Origin of the sequence: Rhodococcus sp. IEGM 1318 (assembly GCF_033142465.1) — a bacterium.
Taxonomy (GTDB): Bacteria; Actinomycetota; Actinomycetes; order Mycobacteriales; family Mycobacteriaceae; genus Rhodococcus_F; species Rhodococcus_F qingshengii_B.
Genome location: NZ_JAWLSC010000002.1, coordinates 764,828 through 785,687 on the forward strand (window position 1 = coordinate 764,828; position 20,860 = coordinate 785,687).

22 protein-coding genes are annotated in these 20,860 nt (G+C 62.0%); 14 read left to right on the top strand and 8 right to left on the bottom strand.

The genetic code is table 11. The features are described 5' to 3' along the window. Positions 1-5: 5 nt before the first annotated feature. On the bottom strand, positions 6-884 hold the full coding sequence (locus tag R4P65_RS07960) for a crotonase/enoyl-CoA hydratase family protein (RefSeq protein ID WP_317826092.1): 879 nt from the start codon (positions 882-884) through the stop codon (positions 6-8). Positions 885-929: 45 nt separating this feature from the next. Then, positions 930-1,523, bottom strand: a complete 594-nt coding sequence (locus tag R4P65_RS07965; RefSeq protein ID WP_317826093.1) for a TetR/AcrR family transcriptional regulator — start codon at positions 1,521-1,523, stop codon at positions 930-932. 124 nt (positions 1,524-1,647) lie between these two features. Here R4P65_RS07965 and R4P65_RS07970 point away from each other — a divergent pair, with 124 nt between their 5' ends. The 3 genes from R4P65_RS07970 to R4P65_RS07980 all read left to right on the top strand — a co-directional run bounded on the left by R4P65_RS07970 (position 1,648) and on the right by R4P65_RS07980 (position 4,426). Further along, positions 1,648-2,289 (top strand): nucleoside/nucleotide kinase family protein, encoded by a 642-nt coding sequence (locus R4P65_RS07970; RefSeq protein ID WP_317826094.1) that lies wholly within the window; start codon positions 1,648-1,650, stop codon positions 2,287-2,289. Positions 2,290-2,881: 592 nt separating this feature from the next. After that, positions 2,882-3,748, top strand: coding sequence for an alpha/beta hydrolase family protein (locus tag R4P65_RS07975; protein ID WP_317826095.1), 867 nt, complete (start codon positions 2,882-2,884; stop codon positions 3,746-3,748). A gap of 336 nt (positions 3,749-4,084) precedes the next feature. After that, positions 4,085-4,426, top strand: coding sequence for an antar domain protein (locus R4P65_RS07980; RefSeq protein WP_230816000.1), 342 nt, complete (start codon positions 4,085-4,087; stop codon positions 4,424-4,426). 160 nt (positions 4,427-4,586) lie between these two features. Here R4P65_RS07980 and R4P65_RS07985 read toward each other — a convergent pair whose 3' ends face one another. Both R4P65_RS07985 and R4P65_RS07990 read right to left on the bottom strand, forming a co-directional pair. After that, entirely contained in the window at positions 4,587-5,921 is a 1,335-nt protein-coding gene (locus R4P65_RS07985) for an MFS transporter (protein ID WP_317826096.1), read from the bottom strand. Further along, on the bottom strand, positions 5,921-7,636 hold the full coding sequence (locus R4P65_RS07990) for an amidohydrolase (protein WP_317826097.1): 1,716 nt from the start codon (positions 7,634-7,636) through the stop codon (positions 5,921-5,923). Before R4P65_RS07990 ends, R4P65_RS07985 begins: the two co-directional genes overlap by 1 nt. A 224-nt stretch (positions 7,637-7,860) precedes the next feature. Here R4P65_RS07990 and R4P65_RS07995 point away from each other — a divergent pair, with 224 nt between their 5' ends. The 8 genes from R4P65_RS07995 to R4P65_RS08030 all read left to right on the top strand — a co-directional run bounded on the left by R4P65_RS07995 (position 7,861) and on the right by R4P65_RS08030 (position 13,438). Further along, positions 7,861-8,763, top strand: a complete 903-nt coding sequence (locus R4P65_RS07995; RefSeq protein ID WP_317826098.1) for an Lrp/AsnC family transcriptional regulator — start codon at positions 7,861-7,863, stop codon at positions 8,761-8,763. Between the two features lie 78 nt (positions 8,764-8,841). Beyond that, positions 8,842-9,501, top strand: coding sequence for a FadR/GntR family transcriptional regulator (locus R4P65_RS08000; protein WP_317826099.1), 660 nt, complete (start codon positions 8,842-8,844; stop codon positions 9,499-9,501). Beyond that, complete coding sequence (locus R4P65_RS08005) at positions 9,498-10,301, top strand: class I SAM-dependent methyltransferase (RefSeq protein WP_317826100.1); 804 nt, start codon at positions 9,498-9,500, stop codon at positions 10,299-10,301. Before R4P65_RS08000 ends, R4P65_RS08005 begins: the two co-directional genes overlap by 4 nt. Before the next feature lie 60 nt (positions 10,302-10,361). Further along, positions 10,362-10,901 (top strand): acyl-CoA thioesterase, encoded by a 540-nt coding sequence (locus R4P65_RS08010; RefSeq protein ID WP_317826101.1) that lies wholly within the window; start codon positions 10,362-10,364, stop codon positions 10,899-10,901. Then, positions 10,894-11,238 carry a hypothetical protein gene (locus R4P65_RS08015; RefSeq protein ID WP_317826102.1) on the top strand — a complete coding sequence of 115 codons (345 nt, stop codon included), beginning with the start codon at positions 10,894-10,896 and terminating at the stop codon, positions 11,236-11,238. Before R4P65_RS08010 ends, R4P65_RS08015 begins: the two co-directional genes overlap by 8 nt. Then, on the top strand, positions 11,235-11,543 hold the full coding sequence (locus R4P65_RS08020) for a hypothetical protein (protein WP_317826103.1): 309 nt from the start codon (positions 11,235-11,237) through the stop codon (positions 11,541-11,543). Before R4P65_RS08015 ends, R4P65_RS08020 begins: the two co-directional genes overlap by 4 nt. Before the next feature lie 69 nt (positions 11,544-11,612). Beyond that, positions 11,613-11,936: a DUF6292 family protein gene (locus R4P65_RS08025; protein WP_003942947.1), complete on the top strand. Its 324-nt coding sequence runs from the start codon at positions 11,613-11,615 to the stop codon at positions 11,934-11,936. A gap of 80 nt (positions 11,937-12,016) precedes the next feature. Next, positions 12,017-13,438 (top strand): DUF2252 domain-containing protein, encoded by a 1,422-nt coding sequence (locus tag R4P65_RS08030; protein ID WP_317826104.1) that lies wholly within the window; start codon positions 12,017-12,019, stop codon positions 13,436-13,438. Positions 13,439-13,442: 4 nt separating this feature from the next. Here R4P65_RS08030 and R4P65_RS08035 read toward each other — a convergent pair whose 3' ends face one another. Together R4P65_RS08035 and R4P65_RS08040 are read right to left on the bottom strand one after the other, a co-directional pair. Then, the gene (locus R4P65_RS08035; RefSeq protein ID WP_003943196.1) at positions 13,443-13,700 is read right to left on the bottom strand and encodes a WhiB family transcriptional regulator; all 258 of its coding nucleotides are present in this window, start codon (positions 13,698-13,700) and stop codon (positions 13,443-13,445) included. Between the two features lie 19 nt (positions 13,701-13,719). Beyond that, a complete protein-coding gene (locus R4P65_RS08040) occupies positions 13,720-14,259 on the bottom strand; it encodes an HNH endonuclease (RefSeq protein WP_317826105.1) in 540 nt (179 codons plus the stop codon). Positions 14,260-14,593: 334 nt separating this feature from the next. Here R4P65_RS08040 and R4P65_RS08045 point away from each other — a divergent pair, with 334 nt between their 5' ends. Next, entirely contained in the window at positions 14,594-15,604 is a 1,011-nt protein-coding gene (locus R4P65_RS08045) for a threonine aldolase family protein (protein ID WP_230815989.1), read from the top strand. 22 nt (positions 15,605-15,626) lie between these two features. Here R4P65_RS08045 and R4P65_RS08050 read toward each other — a convergent pair whose 3' ends face one another. Together R4P65_RS08050 and R4P65_RS08055 are read right to left on the bottom strand one after the other, a co-directional pair. Beyond that, entirely contained in the window at positions 15,627-16,460 is an 834-nt protein-coding gene (locus R4P65_RS08050) for an LLM class flavin-dependent oxidoreductase (protein WP_317826106.1), read from the bottom strand. Next, positions 16,457-17,320 (bottom strand): patatin-like phospholipase family protein, encoded by an 864-nt coding sequence (locus R4P65_RS08055; protein ID WP_317826107.1) that lies wholly within the window; start codon positions 17,318-17,320, stop codon positions 16,457-16,459. Before R4P65_RS08055 ends, R4P65_RS08050 begins: the two co-directional genes overlap by 4 nt. 51 nt (positions 17,321-17,371) lie before the next feature. Between R4P65_RS08055 and dhaL the strand changes: the two genes are divergently transcribed. Together dhaL and R4P65_RS08065 are read left to right on the top strand one after the other, a co-directional pair. After that, positions 17,372-19,060 carry a dihydroxyacetone kinase subunit DhaL gene (dhaL, locus tag R4P65_RS08060; RefSeq protein WP_317826108.1) on the top strand — a complete coding sequence of 563 codons (1,689 nt, stop codon included), beginning with the start codon at positions 17,372-17,374 and terminating at the stop codon, positions 19,058-19,060. A 101-nt stretch (positions 19,061-19,161) separates the two neighbouring features. Beyond that, positions 19,162-20,784, top strand: a complete 1,623-nt coding sequence (locus R4P65_RS08065; protein ID WP_003943212.1) for a long-chain fatty acid--CoA ligase — start codon at positions 19,162-19,164, stop codon at positions 20,782-20,784. Positions 20,785-20,860: the final 76 nt, after the last annotated feature.

Below are 20,860 nucleotides of genomic sequence, written 5' to 3' on the forward strand. Positions count from 1 at the left end.
ACTTTCTATCGAGGAGGGGTGTCGGATTCGGGGAGCGGCCCGCCTCCGTCTGGAATCTTGCGGCCGGAATCGCGGTACTGCACCGCGGCATGGAAGCCGTCGCGTTCGGCAAAATCCTTGAACCAGCGCCCTTCCGGAGAGTGACGCGTAATTCCGTCGAACAGGGTTGCCAGCACCTGGGTGCCCTGCAACCCCATGTTGTCGTACGCCTGATTGATCATCATCTTTTGCATTGCCAATTGATTGAGCGGGACACCGGCGATGCGATCCGCCAAGGCCTCCACCGCAGCGTCCAGTTCGTCGGCGGGCACCGATTCGAGTGCCAATCCCCAATCGGCGGCGGTGACACCGTCAATAGTGTCTCCCGTCAACAACATTCGCTTGGCACGTTGGGCCCCGAGGCGGTACACCCACATAGCGGTGGTCGGGCAACCCCAGACGCGAGCAGGCGGGTATCCGATGCGGGCGTCGTCAGCCATGATCAGCATGTCGCAGGACAGTGCAATGTCGCTTCCACCTGCGACCGCATGACCCTGAACTTTGCAGATGGTCGGCTTGAGCGATCGCCAGAGGGTGAAGAAGTCGTCGGTGTTCTGCTTCATACCCCGAAAGTCCTTGATGGGGTCCCACACCGGGCCTTGATTCCACTTTCCGTCGAGATCTCCTTCGGCGAACTTCTTGAGGTCGTACCCGGCGCAAAACGCCCTGCCTGCGCCTTGCAAGATGATCACGCGAACGTCGTCGTCGTCGTTGGCCGCCGCAACTGCATTTCGGATGTCCGACGGCATCCGATCATCGATTGCGTTGAGCCGATCGGGGCGGTTGAGGGTGATGTACGCCTTACCACCAGAGGTCTCGTATTTCAGGGTCGCAAAATCTGTCATCATCGGTCCTGTCGATCGAGCACACCTCGAACGAAACGAGTTGCGCTAGTTCTGAGTGAGCAGCAGGCGAACGACGCCCGCCCATTGACTGATCGAACGACGCGCGGAGGCATCGCTCTTGTGCACAGCCCGGGACAACGCCAAACCACGGAGCATCAGCACGGTTAAATCTGCAATTTGCGAATAGTTCTCGGAAGCAACAATTTCAGGCCCGAATGCGTCGTGGACAACTCGCTGCAAATCCCGCCCAGCGATGCGCTCCGACTCGCGGAGAACGCCCGCCAAAACCGGATCCGTCCGAGCCGCCGACCACAGTTCGAGTTCCGCTTGGAACGGCGGCTGAGTCAACGCCGAATACAGAGCGGAGATCGAGTTCTCGATCGTATCCACCGACGGGTCCTGTCGAGACATCGCCGACCTCACCGCCGCCTCGTTCCGCACGACGATGTTCGATACCAACGCCGCAGTGAGTTCCTGCATATTCGGAAAGTGGTGCAGGAGAGCGCCACGACTGACTCCGGCAGCCGTTTGAACCGACTGCGTCGTCAACGACGAATACCCGTCCGCTATCAGTAAATCCGTTGCCGCATCGAGAATCCGGTGGCGCGTCGCTTCGCGCTGCGCGTCACGCAGAGTCACGGTCACACCTCCAGCTTTTCAAGTGGCATGGCTCACAGTTTCACAGTCCATTTAGACTGTCAATAGGTCTCGGCTCCGCGCGTACGCTCGGGGAACCCGACCCGCATACAGGATGGAGCTTCGCGTGGAGACCACTCCGCCGACCGTCGCACTGACGCTCGATCAACTTGCCTCACGCGCTGATTCCCTGATCACTGACAACCGCCGGCACATCCTCGGCATCACGGGGGCGCCGGGAGCCGGAAAATCGACGGCATCACAGGCTATTGCCCGGAAACTGGGTTCTCGTTGCGCCATCGTCGAGATGGACGGTTTTCATCTGGCCAATCGGGAACTCGACAAGCTGGGCAGGCGTGATCGCAAAGGCGCTCCGGACACGTTCGACGCCGGCGGATACGCGGCTCTACTACGCCGACTCCAAGTCTCGGAATCCACCGTTTACACACCCGTCTTCGATCGCGAGATCGACCAATCAATCGGCAGCGCAACCGCCGTCGAACCACATACACCGTTAATCGTCACCGAAGGGAACTACCTCCTTCTACCGACCGGTGAGTGGCCTGAAGTGCGTTCGGCACTCGACGAGGTCTGGTATCTCGACGTTCCGGAGGCAACACGCACGGAACGATTGGTGAAACGCCACAGCCGCTTCGGAAAGAGTCCCGAAGCGGCTGCCGAGTGGGTGAAACAGGTCGATCAACCGAACGCCGACATGATCGCGGCCGGAAGATCACGTGCCGATTTGATCGTGGAGATCCTCGGCTGACTGCCGAAATTCGGCAGCTTCCCGCCATCCAACTGAACTCCGAAGACTCGGTAGTTTGGTTTCAAAAACCCTGGTCAAGTCGACTCTGCATCTTCATGCATACGTACGTATTGATATTTCTCTCTGCCATCACCTGCGGGGCAAGAAACTCTACCGCTGATCGCGCCGTCAGTTGGTCTCCGCAGTGAAGCTCGACAGTTGCACAGCAAACAGATTCAGTACGTTGCGGTTACTCGTTCAGTGAAAACATCGATGCGCGCAACGACGATCGCTTACCTCGCGTGGTGCCACACCCCCGGCGTGTTGCCCCGAGCCACCGACGACCTGGCGTCGTTCGAGGGCGTCAATTCCGGCCGCTGCACGAGCGGCGCTCGATCTCGGTCTGTCAATTCCCGGAAGCATCTTGGTCGCCCAGGACAGTGACGAGCCCGCTCTACTGATCTCCGATCCCCCGATCACCGCCGTCAACTTTTTCCGGAAGAACAGGCAGCGTCGGCGGTGGGTGCACTCGGCACCGATAGACTGATTTCCTGACAATCGTCCGTCGCAGACCGAGAGGAATCAAGCCATCGCGCACCGCTCCCGCGACCGCTTGGCCAGGTACCTCGCCGTAGCGCTCGTCTGCATCTTCACGCTCGTGATCTCGGTCGCCAGCGCCTCCGGTCTCGACCGCGATGTCCCTCCGGTACGCATCGCTTACGCCGCTGCCGCAGATACTTTCGGCGATCTGTATCTTCCGGCCGGATCGGACGGCGACCTGCCTGTCGTCGTATTGATCCACGGCGGCGGCTGGGCGCAGAAGAGCAATCTCGAGTACGCGGGTGCGTGGGCAAAAACGCTGACCCCCTACGGAATTGCGGTCTGGAACATCGAATACAGACGCATAGGCGGGCAGGGTGGTTGGCCTACGACACTCTCCGATACCGTTGCGGCGACCAATGCGCTTGCCGGCATCGTTCAGGAAAAGGCCTCCGGGCGACTGGATTTGAGCCGCGTGCACATCGCCGGATACTCCGCGGGCGGACAACTGGCGGCGTGGGTCGCGTCGCGACCACAACAGGACACAGATGCTCCCGCGCCTGAACTCACCGTGCCGATTCGTTCGGCGACGATCATGGCCGGCGTCTTCGACATGACACTCGCCGCAACCGTGGGCAAAGATCGATTTGTTCGAAATCTTCTGGGCGGCATGCCCGTCGATCACCCTGACCGTTACCGCATCGCATCACCGATCGACCACCTCCCCATCCGCCTTCCCGTCACGGCGATCCACGGACTCGGCGACAAGGTCGTGTCGATCGAACAAAGCCGGCGCTATGCCCGTGCCGCACGAGCAGCAGGCGACGTGGCCGATCTGATCGAACTGTCCGGCGTCGGCCACGGCGACTTCGGAAACCCGACGAGCACCGCCTGGGCTACCACCAAGCAAGCAATAATCGATCACGTAAACACTTCTTGAGCAGGTAAAACCGCCTACTGTGAGCACGATCGCCTGCAAAAGGATTAGCTGAAACCGACTCCATGACGTACGGTGGGGTTATCAAAGGGCAGCCGTCAGTCAGGCAGCCGGTCGCTTCGCCCGGAACGACAGTTCCAATATTCGTTCCAGGGGCAGACTTCCAGTTCGGTGCAAATCCGCGCCTTTGATCACTACGCACTTTCATCAGTCCCGCAGATTGTTGACCAGGCCGAAGGCTCCGACGGAGTCCGCCGCCAATCGCGTACCGACTGCACCAGTATCAACATGCGCTACACACCGCTCAGGTCCAAAACCTGCGTGGTTCAAAGGAATACCTTGATCAACACCATGATTCACCCCGACAACACGACAAACGGTCTACGGATCCCGACAACTTCGGGCCGGACCCGCCAGCGTGCACTCGAAATCGTCTGCACCCTCTACCGTTGCAGCACCGACGAAGCTGCCGACCTGCTGGTCCGACATTCTCAGACCAACAACCTCAAGGTCACCAGCCTGATCAAGGCGCTTGTCGCCCTGATCGACGAAGACACGTCCGGCACCGGCTACGGAAGCAATAACGCACTGGCGTCTCACTTCTGGCTGCGTGAAATCAGAAATCTCAGCCAGGCACACCGACGCAGCGATCACTTTCATCGCCATCTCGTCAGCGCGTAACCGGCACTGAGCGCCAACTGACCTGAAACGACAGCTGGGGCAGTACACGGAAATCGTGTACTGCCCCAGCTTCGTGTTTTCAGTTGTCAGGCGGAAGCCGATTCTCGGTAGTCAGGCGGAGCCGATTCTCGGTAGTCAGGCGGAAGCCGACTCTCGGTAGTCAGGCGGAAGCCGATTCCTTGTTGAGGTCTTTCCGGACGTCGTCGATATCGGTCGCCTCATCCACATGCTGTGGAGCGAAGAGCAGGCAGACGATGCTCAAGATGCACATGCCGATCAGCAGGGCGATGACCGGCCAGATGCTGCCGGTTGCCTTGTACATCAGCGTCGACACCAGCGGTGACAAGCCGCCGAAGATAGCGCCTGCACCCTGGTACGCCAACGAGATGCTCGTGTAGCGTGCCTGCGGCTTGAACATTTGCGACAGAACAGCGGCAATCGGGCCGTACGTGGCAGCCAGCACCAGTCGCATGACAGCGAAGGTCAGGAAGATCAGGAACACCGACCCGGACTTCAGCACCAGGAACTGCGGCGCTGCGAGTATTGCGACCGCGGCAAGACCCCAGATGACTACGCGAACGCGTCCCACCTTGTCACCGAGCCACGCCACTCCGAGAGTCGCGATCAACTCGACCACTGCCGCGACGCTGAGCGCGTTGAGAATCAACGTCTCGGACAAACCTACATCGGGGTCGGTTGCATATGCGGTGATGAAGGTCGTCACGAGGTAGTAGCCGCCGACTGCGACGGGCAGAATGCCGATGCCAAGGATGATCGGGCGCCAGTTGGTCACCAGCGCGTACTTGAGCGGCAGCATTTCCGGTACGTCCGCGGACTTCACCTCGGACTCGAAAACCGGGGACTCTTCGACCTTCAGACGAACGACCAAGCCGACGAGAATCAACAGCGCCGAGCAGAGGAACGGCAGACGCCACGCCCACTCCCGCAGAGCGTCGTCGCCGAAGGTGGAGAGAATGCTGAAGAAACCGGTAGCCAGAAGCGCGCCGGCAGGGTTGCCCAGCTGGGCAAATCCACCGTAGAAGGTCTTCTTGTCCTCGGGTGCATGCTCGACTGCCATTAGGACCGCGCCGCCCCATTCGCCGCCGACGGCAAAGCCCTGGACGAAGCGGAGCAGTACCAGCAGCAACGGCGCCCAGAACCCGATCGACGCGTAAGTGGGCAACATGCCGATGAGGAACGTGCCTGCACCCATCAGCGTCAAAGTCACGACAAGTGCGGTGCGCCTGCCCATCTTGTCACCGACATGGCCGAACACGATTCCGCCGAGCGGACGAGCGAAGAAACCGACGGCGTACGTCGCGAACGCCGCCGCAACGCCGGTCAGGCGGTCGGTTCCGGGTGGGAAGAAGATGTCACCGAACACCAGGGCGGCTGCCGTGGCATACACGTAGAAGTCGTACCACTCGATAGTTGTACCGACGAAGGCTGCAAATCCCGCCTTGCGGGCCTTCACGATCTGTTGCTCTCGGTTCATTACTTTTCCTCGGTGGTCGAAGTGCTCGACAATAGGTGGTTATGACCTGAATGTGCGAGTTCGCCGTCGATCCAGGTCTCCCGGACATCGATCTGCGCAATCGCGTCGGCCGGAACCTCGAGGGGATCCGCGCCCAGAATCACGAAGTCGGCCCGCTTGCCGACCGAGATGCTGCCAAGTTCCGCTTCTCGGCCCAGCGCACGCGCACCGTTGAGCGTGTGAGCCTGCAGTGCCTGGTCGGCGGTGATGCGGAGTGCATCGGAGCCGAGCTGATGGCCCTGACGCGTCACACGGGTGACAGCAGCCTGAATCGCTTCGAGCGGCTTGGGCTCGGCCACCGGGGCGTCGGAGCTGATGGTCACGGGAACCTCGGCAGCGATGAACTCGCCGAGCGGGTTGAACCGCTCACCCGGAGTCCCGATCGCAGCGGTGACGCCCTCGCCCCAGTTGTAGTAGTGCTGTGGCTGGTTCACCGGGTAGACACCGGCCAGGTTCATCCTTGCGATCTGCTCGGCCGTCGGGAGTCCGCAATGCTCGATGCGGTGACGAGCGTCCGCGTCGGGGTGAGCTTTCTGCGCAGATTCGATGGCGTCGAGCACCATGTCGATGGCGGTCGGTGACTGAGCGTGCGTGGCGGTCTGCAGACCCACCGAGTGTGCCTTGGCAATCAGCTCCGAGTAGTCCGCCGGCTCGTGGTAGAGCTGCCCGGTACGGCACGGGTCGCCCACGTAACCGTCGGGGAAGTACGCGGTCCAGCCACCGAGAGTGCCGTCGGCGTAGAACTTGATGCCGCCGAATGCGAGACGCGAATTGCCGAAGGCGCCATGCATTCCCGTGTCGATGACGTGATCGAGGAGGTGGCTGAGCATGTACATGCTGACGCGGGTCTTGAGCTGATCCTGTTCGGCCAGACGCAGGTACATGTCGAATTCACGCCGAGTCACCTGGCAGTCACCGATGGTGGTGACGCCACCGGCCAGGAACTTGTCCTGAGCGACCGACAGCTGACGAAGGTGCTCTTCGGGCTCGTCCTCGAGATGGAAGTTGGGTCCGTGATGACCGACCTTCACCCCGTTGACGCCGGTGAGGATGTTGCACGCGGCGTCGGACAGCTCGCCCGTCAGCTCGCCGTCTTCATCTCGGAAGAACTCTCCACCGGCCGGGTTCTCGGTGCTCGCATCGATGCCGTGTTTGTCGAAAGTGAAGGAGTTGACGACGCCGCCGTGCCCGCTCGCGTTCATGAGGTAGACCTCGCGATCGGTGGCCACCTGATCGAGCTCTTCCTTGAGCGGATGACGCCCTTCGATCAGGTTGCGGTGCTCGTAGCCGTATCCGCGAATCGGGACACCCGCAGGCGCTGTGAGTGCCGCTTCCTGAAGCAGCGCAATGATTCCGGGGATCGAGTGAGCCTTCTCCGGACCGCAGTCCACCCAGCTGAGCATCTGCCCGTACATCAGCGGGTGTGCGTGCGGATCGACGAATCCGGGGACGACGGTGGCACCCTCGAGTTCGACCACCGCGATCGTGCGAGTGCTCAGGCGACGCGCCTCGGTGCGGCATTCCTCGAGTGTTCCCACCGCTGCAAAGCGGTTTCCGTACACCAGGAATGCTTCGGCTCCCGCCGTGTTGTCGTCAACGGTGTGAATCTTGGCGCCGGTGAAGATCGTGGCGGTGGCGTCGAGCGGCGAGGCTTCGTGCGTGTGCAACTTGCGCATGGTGGTCCTTAGTCGAGATGGTGGTGCAGGTCACTGCGTGTTGAGCGAAAACTACGCCCTGACCTGGAGCTATGCAATGCATCAAAGTTTCAGACCAGGCGGTATACAACTTTTTTGTATGAGCTTTCGAGCATTTCTGCACTTATCCGCATCATTCATGGCCACATGCGACTGTTCTAATAGGAAGCGAGTACAGAAAAATCTCTGGAAAAGTTGGGACATCCATGACCGTCGACCTCGATTCCAAGCTCATTGCCGCACTTCAGCGCAATGGGCGAGCGACGTACCGCGAACTGTCCGCGGCGGTCGACGCACCACGAGCGGCGGTGTCCACCAGAGTCCAGGCACTGCTCGACTCCGGAACGGTGTCCGTGGTTGCCGTCGCACACCCCGAACTTCTCGGACTGAAGGCGCTCGCACACGTCTCGATCGCCGTGTCCGGACCGATGGCACCGGTGCTGGACGCGTTGATCGAATCCGAGGCCGCCGTCTACATCTCGGCAGTCAGCGGGCAGTACAACGTGATTGCGGAACTTCGGGTGCCCAGTCACGACGATCTGTACCGCGCCATCGCCGAACTCCGCTCACAACGTGGCGTTCGATCCGTGAGCACGCTGGTCTACGTCGACGTCATCAAGGGAATCTTCATGCCCGAGACCGCTTTACAAGCCGACATCCGACTCGATTCGACGGACGTTGCCTTGATCGAACTACTCGAGCGCAACGGGCGCATGCCATTTCTCGAGCTGGCCGAACACACCGGTCTGTCGCCGAGCGCCGTACGCAACCGCGTCAATCACCTGATCGCGAGCACGGCACTTCGCGTCGGAGCCGTCGTCAAGCGGCGAGGCGGTGGCCGGACATTGGCGATGGGCATCGGCGTCAACCTGGGCTCACGGGACGACAACGCGGTATCGGAGATCGAGTCGCTGCCCGGAATCGAATTCCTCGCCCGAACCCTGGGACGATACGACGTGATCGCGACGGTTGCCGCCAACTCCTCGAGCGACCTGCATGCGCTGTCCGAACGAATCCGCGGGATCGACGGTGTCAGCGGCTTGGAATCCTGGGCACACCTCGAGGTTTTCAAGGAGCACTACGCCCGCAGCCTGGACGTACGGGGATAATTCGCAAGTCATTGACCCACTTATGGGGGCACGCTAATCTCGGACAAGTCATTGACTCACTTACCCGAGGTTGCATATATGTCCGACTCCGGACGCAAGGTCGACACCGTCGCCGCGACGATCGAGGAGGCCATCGCGTCCGGACGATGGACCGTCGGGTCAAAACTCCCGCCGGAAACCGCACTGGTCGAGGAATTGGGAGTCGCCCGAAACACCATGCGCGAAGCGGTACGGGCGCTTGCACATGCCGGAGTTCTGTCCGTTCGCCACGGCGGCGGCGTGTACGTCACGGCGGCGTCGCCGGTCGAAGGGCTACTCGGGCGTCGACTCGCCAAAGGTGACGTTCTCGACGTGCTGAGCTTGCGACGCGGACTCGAGGTCGAAGCCGCACGACTTACAGCGCAGCGCCGCACCCCCGAAGACCTCGCACGGATCCACGCAGCCTGGAACGCCCACCCCGATCACGCCGGCGGCTTCGGCACTACCGAAGCCGGCATGGCCCTGCACCTTTCGATCGTCGAGGCGTCACACAATTCCGCGCTGATCGACGTCTATCGGGGAGTCCTTGCCGCCGTGGCGGATTCACTGTCCGCGGTGTGCGTCGGTCCAGGATTCCACGTCGACGAGCATCAAGCCTTGATCGCAGCCATCGAAGAACGCAACCCCGACGAAGCAGCACGCGCGGCAGGCGCAGCACTCGATACGGTCATCGACGCAATCGAGAGGAGCTTGTCATGAATCGGAGAAACTGGAACAGCGCAACGTATTCGACTCTTGCCGAACACCTCTCACCGGCGTCGATGGAGGCACTACGCTCGATCGGACACGTCAGCACGGTGTACGACGTCTGCACCGGAACCGGGAACTTCGCCCTCCCGGCGGCCCAGTGCGGCATGGCGGTCCACGCACTCGACCTCTCCGGCAGCCAGCTCGAGGCCGCGCGCGAACGCTGGATTCCCCGCCCCGGCATCGCTGAACCCACCTTCACGATCGGCGATGCACAGTCCTTGCCGTGGCCGGATTCGAGCGCCGACGCCTGCGTCAGCATCTTCGGGATCATCTTCTGTCCCGACCCAGCGATCGCTCTCGCAGAGATGATGCGGGTGACCCGGCCAGGCGGAAAGATCTGCGTCGCAACGTGGTCGGAGAACGGGTGGGCAGCAGCACTCCGCAGAGAGGCAGCCTCAGCATGGAAAGGCATCACACCGCTACCGACGACGTGGGCGAGCTCCAGCGAATTCGAGAAGGCAGGAGCGGGATTGGAATCGGTGAGCTCGTCCTCTCATGTGCTCGAGTGGCACCTACCAGCCGGGTCGGATCCCGTCGAGGAACTGTGCGACCAGGCACCGGCGTTGAAGAACTTTCGCGAGGCAGTCAGAGAAACCGAAAGCTGGGCTTCGATGTCCTCTCACCTGCGCTCGACGCTTGCTCCCTTTCTCAGGTCGAGCGCAACCGGACCCGTCGCTACCAGTGAATACATCCTGCACGTCGGGACTGTCCCGAGCCCTAGGACCGCACCCCTTCGAACGCGCGGGTAACCCGTGGGGCCGGATACGGTCTCTTCATTCACCGTCCACCGACCCGAAGAGGCCCGCTCGATGTCTGAATCGAACTCCCTGACTGAAACGAAGCAAGCGTCGAAACACACCTTGTCCATGACCGTCCTCATGACGCCGGACATGTCCAACTTCTCGGGCAACGTGCACGGCGGAACGATTTTGAAGTTCCTCGACCAGGTTGCCTACGCGTGCGCGAGCCGATACGCCCAGACCTACGTCGTGACCTTGTCGGTGGATCGTGTGGTGTTCCGCGAACCGGTGCATGTCGGAGAACTCGTCACGTTCAGCGCTTCCGTCAATTACACCGGGCGCACCTCGATGGAAATCGGGATACGTGTCGAAACCGAAGACATTCTTCTCGGCAAATCTCGACACACAAACAGTTGTTACTTCACGATGGTAGCAATGGGCAGCGACGGAAAACCCGCTGAGGTACCCCAACTCCGACCGACCGGAACAGTCGCGAGGCAGCGGTTCGAAGCCGGGCGTCGGCGTCGTGAACTGCGCAGAGAGAACGAGCTTCGTGAACACTCCATCCGGGCCGCAGTTCGCGACTTAACGCCCGAACACGATGACTAAATCCAGTCTGCTCCCCAACGACGGCGGAATCAGCGTGCTGGTCATCCTCCCTGCCCTCGACAAGCTCGGATCGTTCGCTGACCACCTGTCTACCCCTTTCCTCGAGTACACCAACGCATTACCCGGCGTTCCGCCGATTCGTCGTGGGCACCTCGTGGGGAAGATCGTTGGTACCAAACACTTCTCCACAACCCTCACCGAACCGGTAGGTAACGGGTTCGCACTCATCGGCGACGCCGCGGCGACCAACGACCCGTTGGGGGCATCGGATGCTCGTGGGCACTCGAGACCGCTCAGATGCTTGTCGACGCCACCGCGCTCATGCTGGTGGAGATGACGGCACACACACTCGATTCACATCGCAACGTGAACGCCGCATTGACCGAATACCGCAGTGCTAGAGCGAGTATGACGAGTCACATCGACTACATGAGTGGTTACGCCGGTGGGCGAAAGTTCACCGTATTCGAACGTCTGCTGATCTCCGGGACCACCCATGACAAAGACGAATCTCGAAGGTTCTACTTGTTCGTCTCCCGGTTGATACCTGCCGAGCAGTATCTCTCGGCTCGCTCGGTCGCTCGGGCAGCACAAAAACATCTCAGGCACCGTCTGCGTCGTAGATCTGTGGCCTGGACGTAATCTGCCAAGCGTTTTTTCGGCGCCCGCAATGGGGAACCCTCCGATCGCAACCGAGCCGGAGGAGCGACCATGCGTGCACACATCGCCATTCCGAGTGAATCGACATGTCACAGGTACGTAGTCGCTGTCGCCAGCTCCACCTTCGCCGAGTCGGTGATCTGGTGCGACGGTCCCGCGTTCGACGCAGTACTCGTTCTGGGTAGCGAAATTCCGCAGCACAGCGGCCACCGAGCGGTACTCGCCTGGAATCACTACTTCGGGTGGGCTCTTGGTGTGGAAACCACACCGGATGCATCGTTCGCCGTTGTCGAATGCCTCGGCATCGGGAGAATGCCGGATCCGGAACTGTGCGCCGACCGCGCTGTCGAGTTGATTGCCCAGGCGGGTAGTTAAGGAACTCGTCGCGCGGCGCGCAATCCGCCGGGCATAGGATCGAGCGCGAGTTTCGCACGCCCGACGAAAGAGAGCCCGACATGGACCCGCTGAACAGGCCTGCCGGTCAGCTGGCTCTCGAGAACGAACCGGACGGCAGGGCGACTTTGCGCGCGCGTCAGACGCCCCGCAGTGAGCGTCGCAAGATCGGGAAAGGCCTGCGCAAGCGAGTAGCACGATCGTCGCTCGGTGACTGGACGCCCCCGCCCAACCGACGCGATCCGGTCGATCAGGTCAACACGGCACACGAGGGAAGACTCGACTGGTTGGTTCCGATCCGTGTGGGACGCATGGTCGCTTCACCGTACGGATTCCTGCGCGGTACCGCCGGCTTGATGGCCGAGGACATGGCGCAGCTCCCGTCAACCGGCATCACTCCCGTCATCTGCGGGGATGCGCACGTCGGAAACTTCGGGTTCTACGGGTCCCCGGAACGCGAACTTGTCATAGACCTCAACGATTTCGACGAAGCACATCCGGGCCCCTGGGAATGGGACCTGAGAAGGTTGGCTGCGAGCATCTGGGTGGCCGGGCGGCAGAACGGTCTCACCGAAGCTCAATGCGAAACAGCAACAACCTCGTGTGTGTCCGCATATCGCCTCCACTTGGCAAAGCTGTCCGAGCGTCCTCTGTTCGATCGCTCCTTCGACCGGGTCGATCTCGACGGACTCACCGACCACGTCACTGATCCCGGGTTGCTGGCCGAGATCCGACGCGCCGCGGAGCGCGCACGACGGCGTACGAGCGATCACGCGGTGCCCCGGTTCACCGTCGAGGATCACGGACGGCGCCAGTTGGTCGAGAACCCGCCGCTCACAACACGACTCACGCCGCAGGACACCGACTTCCTCCTGGAGGGTCTGGACGAGTATCTCGAAACCCTTGCACCACACTGGCGCCGAGTCGTCTCGGGATACAACGTCATCGACGTTGCGCACCGGGTTGTCGGAGTCGGAAGCGTCGCTCTGCGTGCGTATGTCGCCCTGTGCGAAGGGAGCATCCCGGACGACGTCATCTTCTTGCAGCTCAAGCAGGCTCGCCGATCCGTCGTTGCACCCTTCGTGCACGGTGACTCGGCCTGGCACGACCATCAAGGACGACGCGTCGCGGAATACCAGCAGGCTCTCCAGACAGTCAGCGATCCACTGCTCGGGTGGTGCACCGTGGACGACCGCCAGTACTACGTCCGTCAGTTCCGGAACATGAAAGGTTCTGTGGACCTGAACAATATCGATGCAGCAGCCTTGACCGATTATGTCGCGATCTGCGGTCGCCTACTGGCCAAGGGACATGCACGAACCAGTGGCGCGTCACTGATTTCCGGTTACCTGGGAGCCTCGGACACGGTCGACACCGCCCTCACCCGGTTTGCTCGGCTCTACGCCGATCAAACCGAACGTGACCACGACGCTCTGTGCCGGGCGGTATCGGCCGGTACGATCGCCGCGGAGCCGGGAATCTGATCCCTCACGCCGCGACGATCCTGCCCTGCTCGAACTTCACTCCACCCCAGATTCCGGTCTGACCAGTGGCAGAAGCGAATTCGCGACACGATTCCGCAATCGGGCACCTGTTGCACACGTCGGTCGCGTAGTCGTATCCCTCGGACGGAAAGGGAAACCAGCGGTCCGGCTCGGGGTCTCCTCGACATTCCGCCTGCCACCAGGTTCGGTCGTCCGAGATCGGCAGAAGCTCAGCCAGATTCGAGATTTCGTCAGCGCACATCACTTACTCCTTTCGACCGTCACGTCCGACTCAATTCACGCCAGATCTTCTGCTGCACCTTCTCGATGCGGCGAGGTGCCTTCGGTTCCCACAGCAGCCGCATGCCGGCCTCAGCCGGTGTGCGATCCGCTTTGCGCTGATTGCAGGAACTGCAGCACGCCACCAGATTCCCCCACGTATTGGGCCCGTTGCGGCTTCGCGGCTGGACGTGGTCGATGGTCGTTGCTCTGGCGGCGCAGTACACACATTGACGACCGTCCCGGTCGAAGATGCCGGCGAAGGTCGCTCGGCTGGAATCGGTGACCGTAACCCGGTGGGCGACATACACGTACTCGGCAAGCAGGATCGTCCGAGGCAATGGGATCTCGACGTGCTTGGAGCGCACCGGAAATATCGGGATCACGTCTTCGGTGGACTGCGCGGAACCGGTGGCGATCAGGACGACCGCACGATCGGCGCTCACTTCACCGAGGTACTCGTACGTTGCGTTGAGTACCCGGACGGACCGGTTCATCCAACTGTGAGAAGCGGCGGTAGATGCGCGGTTCGGGTTCCGCATGAGACGTCTCAGTTCATGTCGAGGAGTGGAACTCCTGGACGTGAAGACGGGTCAGGAGCAAATACAAGAAACGGGGAACGGCATATATTCAGCGCCAATCTGTTCCCCGAATGCGGGATGGGAAATGCCGCGGGGTGAGTGCCCGCGCAGGTGCAACGCTTGCTTCGAGTCGCGCATGCCTGTCCCTTCCACTTCTTGTTCTCTTCACCGGCGATTGCCGGCGCCCATCATCACACGGAAGGCATCCTCAGCGATATTGATTTATCAGGCCGGAAGAGCCGTCCTGGAAATACCGCGGTTTGACGCCGGAACACGCGGCTTGATCGAATGAGCCATGACTTCGTCGTACATCGACTTACGCTCGGACACCGTCACCAAGCCTGACGCGGAGATGCGCAAGGCGATGGCTGACGCCGAGGTCGGTGACGACGTCCTCGATCACGACCCGACCATGGCGGCGCTCGAGGAAGAAGTGGCGCACACTCTGGGGTTCACGGCCGCACTGTGGGTGCCGAGCGGATCGATGGGCAACCTGATTGCGCTGATGCTCCACCTTCGCCGCGGCGATCAGTTCCTCGCACCGGAGCACTCTCACGTCCTGGGGTCCGAATTGGGCACCGCCGCCTGGCTCGCCCAGGGAATGCCGATGGCATTGCCGCATGACGGCGGACCCGGGCGTCCCAGCCCCGAGACCGTCGTGAAGGCGGCGGGCTCCCCCGGCCCGTACTTCACGTTGAACACCACGCTGCTCTGTCTCGAGAACACCCACAATTTCGCCGGCGGCGCCGTCATGAATCCGACGGAGTGGACGAAACTGGTCGCCGCGGCGCGATCACGCGACTTGAAGGTTCACCTCGATGGCGCCCGCCTCTGGAATGCCGCTGCTGCACTCGATGTTTCGCCCACCGAATTGACTTCCGGCGCCGATACCGTCCAGGTGTGCCTGAGCAAGGGACTCGGTGCGCCGGTCGGCTCGATTCTGGCCGCATCACCTGAATTGATCACCGAAGCCCGAAGGATCCGCAAGATGCTCGGCGGCGGCGTTCGTCAGGGCGGGGTGCTTGCCGCAGCCGGCATCGTCGCGCTTCGCTCACAAGCTCGCCTGTCCGACGATCACGACAATGCGCAACGCCTGGCGTCGGGCCTTCGTGAGCGCGGTTGGGCTGTCGACGAACCCGCAACCAACATCGTTCTCGCTGCCACAACCGATCCGTCGGCTACCGTCGCTCAGCTGGCCGCTGTCGACGTCGGTGCTGTCACCGTCGCCGGGAAGGTTCGGTTCGTGACACATCGAGACGTGAGCACTGCCGACATCGACACCGTTCTGTCCCGAGTAGCCTCCTGAACTACAGAACCAGCGGTTGAACCTACTGCGCGACAAGGCGAATGAACTCTCGGACGTCCGGCTCGTCAACGGTCGGTTGGAGTACCACGGTGGTCGCACCTGCGTCAGTCCATCGTTGCGCTGCTACCGCAACTTCGGCCGCGGTGCCCGCGGCAATCGCTTCCTCCGGCGACTCGCTACCGGACGCTGAGGCTTCGGCAAGGGCGCGCTCAAGACCGCCTGAACCAAACGCGCAGATGACGTAAACGACCACCTCGTGATCCTGTGCTCCGATGTGAGCGATCGCTCGACGCACGCCGTCCGGGGTCGTCCCTCCCGAGAGCACGGTGCCCTGAGCCAACTCGCCACTGAGCGCCAAAGTCTTCGGCCCCGTGGCACCGACGAGCAACTGCGGCACCTTTTCCGGGGGCCACGCCAGCTCGACATCCGTGAGATTCACGTATCGACCGGAAACCGTCACCGACTCACCGCGCAGTAGCCGCTCGACTGCTCCGAACTGCTCCCGGAGGAGGGTCAACGGCGAATCGGCCTTGGCGCCGATCTGCCGCATCCAACTCTGAACGCCGTGACCGAAGCCGACCCGCAGTCGATCCGGATGAACTCTGGCCAGCGCCGAAACCTCCATCGCCGTGATCGCAGTGTTGCGCATCGGGGTCGGCAGCACACCGATCGCTACTCCCAGACGCTCGGTTGCAGCCAATACAGCTGCAGCAGTGGCAATTCCTCCGCCGAAGAAGCAGTCCTCCCACAGCCAAACCTCCTCGATACCCGCTTCGTCGGCATACCTCGCATGCCGAACCAGATCCTCCGGGGACTGCTCCGGGCGCACGACGACGGCGATCCGTGCGGCGCTCATGCCGTCACCAGAAACGCGGCGATCTCGTCGGCTGTTCGACGGCCCTGTTCGCGGCCGAGTTCAGCTGCCGGACGTCTGGTTGTCGGCGAGAGGGAGTTGGTTCCGATCGCTTCGACGACGGCGTCGTCGGCGAAGATCGGCAGTACGCGCTTGGGCGCCATCACATCGATTTCCTCTCGTAGACTGCCGCCCAGAAGATTCGGGGCGGGGTCGGCCGCAGGTGAAAGAACCACGACCACATCGCAGTCGGCAGCCAAATGAACATTCGAGCCACTTGCCATTCCGCCGTCCATGTACCGCTCGCCGTCGATCGTAACTACCGGCCACACCCCGGGGACAGCGCAACTCGCTCCGACTGCGTCGATCAGGTCGACGCCGGAGGCATTGCCGAACACCCTCAACTCACTGGTCTCCGCGTTGATCGCCGGGATGCGCAACTCCCGGTCGGGCCACAACCGATTGGGCAGCCGCGCCTCGATGACCGCACGACGCACGACGGGTTCGACGGTATCGGCTCTCATCGCTGCCTCGCCGAGCAAACGGAGCTGCTCGGCCCGGTCCTGCGACCCTGCGATCGCGTCGACGAACATCTGACCGAGTACCTCGACATCGACCTTCGGATCGATCTCGCCGGTCGCCTCCGCTGTTTGTGCGTCGAAAAGTTCTTGCAGTGGTGCCCCGCCCGCAATCTGAGCGCTCACCGTGGAACCTGCAGAGGTGCCGATCAGCACGTCCGCCGTCAGCAGCGATGCAGCAGTGTCAGGTGATTTGTCCTGAACGCCCAACAGGAAACCTGTTTCCCAGGCGATTCCCGCAACGCCGCCACCGGCAAGTACCAACCCCAATTTCACGCCGTCCACCTCTCGTCGATCGTGATCCGTGCCCGAAGTCGACGTTAGACCTACTCTGAAATGATGTTCATGCGCAGCGCAAAGACATTTGTTCCCGACGCACTCCGCGGGTTGATCGCATCCACCGACGACATCGCCTGGAATCCCGACCCTGGATACCTCACACGCGCGAGGCCACTTCCCCGCGGACGGGTCGCGCTCGTCTCCGGCGGCGGCTCCGGTCACGAACCCATGCACGCCGGATTCATCGGCGAAGGAATGCTCACGGCCGTCTGCCCCGGGTTGGTCTTCAGCTCACCCAACGCACTTCAGATCCACAAGGGATCCAAGGCTGCCGCTGCAGGAGGTGGCGTCCTGCACATCGTGAAGAACTACACCGGCGACGTGATGAACTTCGGTATCGCGCGAGAATTGCTACGCGAGGACAAGATCGATACCGACGTCGTACTGGTGGACGACGACGTCGCGACCGAACGCGCAGACGGAAGCGGCCCGGGGCGGCGCGGTACTGCGGCGACCATCGTGGTGGAGAAGGTGTGCGGTGCATCCGCCGCCCGCGGTGACGACCTGGCCGAGGTGACCCGGATCGGACAACACGTCGCACACTCCGCACGAAGCATGGCCGTCGCTCTGCGCCCTTGTACCTTGCCGGGGGCTGACGAGCCGTCCTTCGACCTACCGGACGGCCAGATGGAACTCGGTATCGGAATCCACGGCGAACGCGGCACAGAACGCGTGGACGCCCTGCCCGCACCGGAATTGGTGAAGCGGCTGACGGACCCGATCATCAAGTCCCTGAGTCTCGCCGAAGGTGATCGCGTCATCGCCGTCGTCAACGGTCTCGGTGCAACCCACCCACTGGAGTTGCAAATACTGTTCGCCGAACTCGGAGAATATCTGGACGAACGGGGAATTCACATCGAGCGGACATTGATCGGAACATTCGTCACTGCATTGAACATGGCCGGGGCATCCATCACCCTTGTTCGCACAGACAAAGAAATCCTCGAATTATGGGACGCACCAACAAAAGCGCCCGCCTGGCCGAATGCTATGGGGCGTGAGTACACCGGTGTCGGCAAGCGCGAATCATTCGGTCCCACATTCACACCCGACACCTCACGCACGGCCGAAAGCAGCTTCGTCGGCAGCTGGATTGCGGACTGGGCCGAAAAGGTACTGGAGCAGGAACCGGCACTGACCGATCTCGACCGACGAGCGGGCGACGGCGATTTCGGAACCAACATGGTGGCCGCACTGGATCAGCTCGACATCTCGGCAATCCGTGACACATATTCCACCGCAACGATATTCGATGCAGTCTCACAGGCGTACCTCGGCCATGCCGGTGGTACGTCCGGCGCGTTGTTCGGCATCTGGTTCCGGCATTTCTTCCGCGTCGCCGCAGACTCGGCGGACTCCGAACTCGACCTCGGCGCGATCGCGGCTGCAGCGCGAGCGGGGCTCGACAACATCACTTCGCTCGGCGGCGCACGCGTCGGCGACAAGACGATGGTCGACGCGATAGTTCCGGCGGTCGAGTCGTTGGAGCAATCCGTGAGCTCGGAAGCCGATCGAGATGCTGCGCTGGCGAGCGCAGCGGAAGCCGCAGCGGCCGGGGCGGAGTCGACCGAAACCATGCTCGCAAACCGCGGACGTGCAAGTTATGTGGGCGAAGCCGCTCGCGGAGTGGTCGATCCGGGAGCGCTACTCATAGCGTGGTTCTTCGCCAGTGCAGTGGGTCACTAGCGAGCACTTCGGAGCTGTGACTAATCTGGCAGCCACAGCACATCGTTTGTGACGACCCGTGGGCAAAAGCACCGGTCTCACACACCACACAGGAGCAGCCCATGCTGAGCACCATGCAAGACGCCCCCCTCTCTATTGCTCAACTTCTCCGCCACGGTGCCTCCGTTCACGGCGCCTCCGAAGTTGTCACGTGGACCGAGTCCGGCCCGCGCCGTGTGTCCTACGCTGACGTCGGCAAGCGCTGCGCACAGCTCGCGCACGCCCTGCGCGGGCTCGGCGTCGAGGGCGACGAGAGAGTCGCCACGTTCATGTGGAACAACTCCGAGCACCTCGAGGCGTACCTGGCGATCCCCTCGATGGGCGCTGTGCTCCACACCCTGAACATTCGTCTGTTCCCCGAGCAGTTGATCCATGTCGCCAATCACGCCGAGGACCGCGTGATCATCGTCGACCCGTCCCTGATTCCGCTTCTCTCTCCGCAGCTTCCGTCGCTGACCACCGTCAAGCACATCGTCGTCACCGGCTCCTCCACTGCAGGACTCGAAGCTCCCGAGGGAGTACAGGTTCACACCTACGAGGGCTTGATCGCCGATCAGCCCACCGAGTTCGACTGGCCCGAGGTCGACGAACTCAGCGCTGCCGCAATGTGTTACACGTCCGGCACTACGGGTGACCCCAAAGGCGTCGTCTACTCCCACCGTTCGATCTACCTGCACTCCATGCAGGTCTGCATGAGCGACGGCCCCAACCTCGCGCAGGGCGATCGTGCACTCGCCGTGGTGCCTCAGTTCCACGCCATGTCGTGGGGACTTCCCTACGCCGCATTCATGATCGGTGCTTCGCTGATCATGCCCGACCGCTTCCTCCAGCCTGCCCCGTTGGCTGCGATCATCGCCAGCGAGAAGCCGACGTTCGCCGCAGCCGTACCCACCATCTGGCAGGGCCTGCACCTCTACCTCGAGCAGAACCCGCAGGACATCTCCTCGATGCGCGAGGTTCTTATCGGCGGGTCCGCGGTACCGCCGGCCCTCATGCACGCATTCGAAGCCGATCACAACGTCTCTGTCCTGCATGCCTGGGGCATGACCGAAACCTCCCCGCTCGGATCCGTTGCCCGCCCGCCGGCCGGCGTCACCGGCGACGCAATGTGGAAGTACCGCTACTCCCAGGGGCGATTCCCGGCATCCGTCGAGGCACGTCTCATCGACGACGACGGCAAAGTTGTTGCACACGACGGAGTTTCCGTGGGCGAGCTCGAAGTACGCGGCCCCTGGATCACCGGGTCGTACTACGGCGTCGACGCGGAAGACAAGTTCAACGACGGCTGGCTCAAGACCGGCGACGTCGGATCCATCACGGCCGACGGCTTCCTGAGCCTGTCCGACCGCTCCAAGGACATCATCAAGTCCGGCGGCGAATGGATCTCATCGGTCGACCTCGAGAATGCCGTCATGGGTCACCCCGATGTCACCGAAGCAGCAGTCATCGGCGTGCCGGACGAGAAGTGGGACGAGCGCCCGTTGGTCGCGGTTGTTCTTCGCGCCGGTTCCGAGACCACGATGTCCGAACTCCAGCAATATCTTTCGGACAAGGTCGCCAAGTGGCAGCTCCCCGAGAACTGGGCTGTGGTTCAGGAAGTCCCGAAGACGAGCGTCGGCAAGTTCGACAAGAAGCGCCTGAGGGCCGACTATCACGAGGGCGGACTCGAAGTAACGCGACTCTGACACGGAGTGAATTCTGAAGTACGAATACTGAAGGTGGGCAACAGGTTTTCGACCTGTTGCCCACCTTCGTTCAGAC

Coding starts and splice junctions, on each gene's coding strand:
- R4P65_RS08020 (WP_317826103.1), top strand. CDS start 11,235: ATGACGGCACACACACTCGATTCACATCGCAACGTGAACGCCGCATTG.
- R4P65_RS08000 (WP_317826099.1), top strand. CDS start 8,842: ATGTCCGACTCCGGACGCAAGGTCGACACCGTCGCCGCGACGATCGAG.
- dhaL (WP_317826108.1), top strand. CDS start 17,372: ATGATGTTCATGCGCAGCGCAAAGACATTTGTTCCCGACGCACTCCGC.
- R4P65_RS08035 (WP_003943196.1), bottom strand. CDS start 13,700: ATGTGCGCTGACGAAATCTCGAATCTGGCTGAGCTTCTGCCGATCTCG.
- R4P65_RS08025 (WP_003942947.1), top strand. CDS start 11,613: ATGCGTGCACACATCGCCATTCCGAGTGAATCGACATGTCACAGGTAC.
- R4P65_RS08050 (WP_317826106.1), bottom strand. CDS start 16,460: ATGAGCGCCGCACGGATCGCCGTCGTCGTGCGCCCGGAGCAGTCCCCG.
- R4P65_RS08010 (WP_317826101.1), top strand. CDS start 10,362: ATGTCTGAATCGAACTCCCTGACTGAAACGAAGCAAGCGTCGAAACAC.
- R4P65_RS07990 (WP_317826097.1), bottom strand. CDS start 7,636: ATGCGCAAGTTGCACACGCACGAAGCCTCGCCGCTCGACGCCACCGCC.
- R4P65_RS08040 (WP_317826105.1), bottom strand. CDS start 14,259: ATGCGGAACCCGAACCGCGCATCTACCGCCGCTTCTCACAGTTGGATG.
- R4P65_RS08065 (WP_003943212.1), top strand. CDS start 19,162: ATGCTGAGCACCATGCAAGACGCCCCCCTCTCTATTGCTCAACTTCTC.
- R4P65_RS08015 (WP_317826102.1), top strand. CDS start 10,894: ATGACTAAATCCAGTCTGCTCCCCAACGACGGCGGAATCAGCGTGCTG.
- R4P65_RS07985 (WP_317826096.1), bottom strand. CDS start 5,921: ATGAACCGAGAGCAACAGATCGTGAAGGCCCGCAAGGCGGGATTTGCA.
- R4P65_RS08030 (WP_317826104.1), top strand. CDS start 12,017: ATGGACCCGCTGAACAGGCCTGCCGGTCAGCTGGCTCTCGAGAACGAA.
- R4P65_RS07960 (WP_317826092.1), bottom strand. CDS start 884: ATGACAGATTTTGCGACCCTGAAATACGAGACCTCTGGTGGTAAGGCG.
- R4P65_RS08045 (WP_230815989.1), top strand. CDS start 14,594: ATGACTTCGTCGTACATCGACTTACGCTCGGACACCGTCACCAAGCCT.
- R4P65_RS08005 (WP_317826100.1), top strand. CDS start 9,498: ATGAATCGGAGAAACTGGAACAGCGCAACGTATTCGACTCTTGCCGAA.
- R4P65_RS07995 (WP_317826098.1), top strand. CDS start 7,861: ATGACCGTCGACCTCGATTCCAAGCTCATTGCCGCACTTCAGCGCAAT.